A 1444-nucleotide genomic window follows, 5' to 3' on the forward strand; every position below is an offset into this window, starting at 1 on the left:
GAATTTGTGATGAAAGGGTGGAGAACAAGATGCTCTCAAGTGAAATTCAAGAAGTGATGCGTGAATGCGGACAGCTGATGCTGCGAGCAGATCACGCCAATGCCGACGTAGAAAATAAAGGAAGATACAATGATCTTGTCACGCAGTATGACAAAAAGATTCAGGATATTCTGAAAAAGCGGCTGCTGGACATTGCGCCGGATGCGCATTTTCTCGGAGAAGAAGAGGATGTTCATGAGTCGATTGCCAAAGGCCGCGCCTTTATCGTCGACCCGATTGACGGAACGACCAACTTTGTCAAGGATTATAAGTGCAGCGTAATTTCTGTCGCCATGACGATGGACGGCGAAGTGACGCTGGGATTGGTGTACAATCCGTATCTCGATGAGATGTACACGGCACAAAAGGGTAAGGGTGCGTCGTGCAATGGCATTCCGATTCATGTCTCTGACCATGTGCTGCATGAAGGCATTGTGCTGTACGGTTCGGCTTCGTATTATCGGGAATTGATTGACGAGTCTTTCCGTCTGCTGCGCCTGTGCGCCGATGAGGCGATGGATATTCGCCGCAGTGGCTCTGCTGCGTGGGATCTGTGCACGATTGCCGCAGGCCGTGCAGAGATGTACTTTGAACTTCGCTTGCAGCCGTGGGACTTTGCCGCAGGCAGCTTGATTGTCACAGAAGCAGGCGGTACCGTCACCTGTGTCGATGGCAGCCCGATTGCTGTCGATCAGCCGTGCTCGATTCTCGCAAAGGGCACACGGGTAGACGATGGATTTATGCGGGAGTAAAAGCACGATGAATTTCTTGGCTCTCCCTCTGGGAGAGCTGGCATTTGCATGGCAAATGACTGAGAGGGCGAGCACGTTACCAATTCTGTATCAGGGTTAGCCTGATTCGTCAGGGTTCACTGGCTGCTCCCTCAGTCTTGCCGCAAAGCGGCAATCCAGCTCCCTCAAAGATGGAGCCTAGCCCTCTCTGTCGCTGCGCGACATCTCTCCCGGAGGGAGAAACAAGTTTGGTCTGTGCGTAAATGCAAACCGAAAGCACCAGTTCCGGAAAAATTTCCGGTTCTGGTGCTTTCTTGTGTGTATTAGTTTGGTTTATTTGTTTCCGGCTGCGTCCAGCGCGGGATTTCTACGATGGCTTTGAACAAGTCGCCGTCGATTTCCACGCGGCAGCTGCCGTGCATCAGCTCTGCGAGGCTTTGAGCGATGGATAAGCCCAAGCCGCTGCCCTCTGTGTGGCGGGAGCGGTCGCCGCGCGTGAAGCGCTGCATCAGCTCCTCTGCGGAGATGTTTAACTCGACGGCAGAGATGTTTTTCATCGTCAGTACGCACATCGTGTCAGTCTGTGTGATGTCCACATAGACGCGGCTGTGCGGAACGGCGTAGCGGACACAGTTGGAAATCAAGTTGTCCAGCACGCGCCACAGCAGTCTGCC

At 53.3% G+C, this 1444-nt stretch carries 2 protein-coding genes; one reads left to right on the top strand and one right to left on the bottom strand.

Going from position 1 to position 1444, the window contains the following annotated elements; genetic code table 11:
- Nucleotides 1-29 precede the first annotated feature (29 nt).
- Nucleotides 30-791 carry an inositol monophosphatase family protein gene (locus tag ACR0P9_RS12545; RefSeq protein ID WP_432620653.1) on the top strand — a complete coding sequence of 254 codons (762 nt, stop codon included), beginning with the start codon at nucleotides 30-32 and terminating at the stop codon, nucleotides 789-791.
- 302 nt (nucleotides 792-1093) lie between these two features.
- Here the strand turns inward: ACR0P9_RS12545 and ACR0P9_RS12550 are convergent.
- The coding region (locus ACR0P9_RS12550) for an ATP-binding protein (protein WP_432620655.1) at nucleotides 1094-1444 on the bottom strand (351 nt) is incomplete at its 5' end.

This window comes from Butyricicoccus sp. (assembly GCF_050872565.1).
Taxonomy (GTDB): Bacteria; Bacillota; Clostridia; order Oscillospirales; family Butyricicoccaceae; genus Butyricicoccus_A.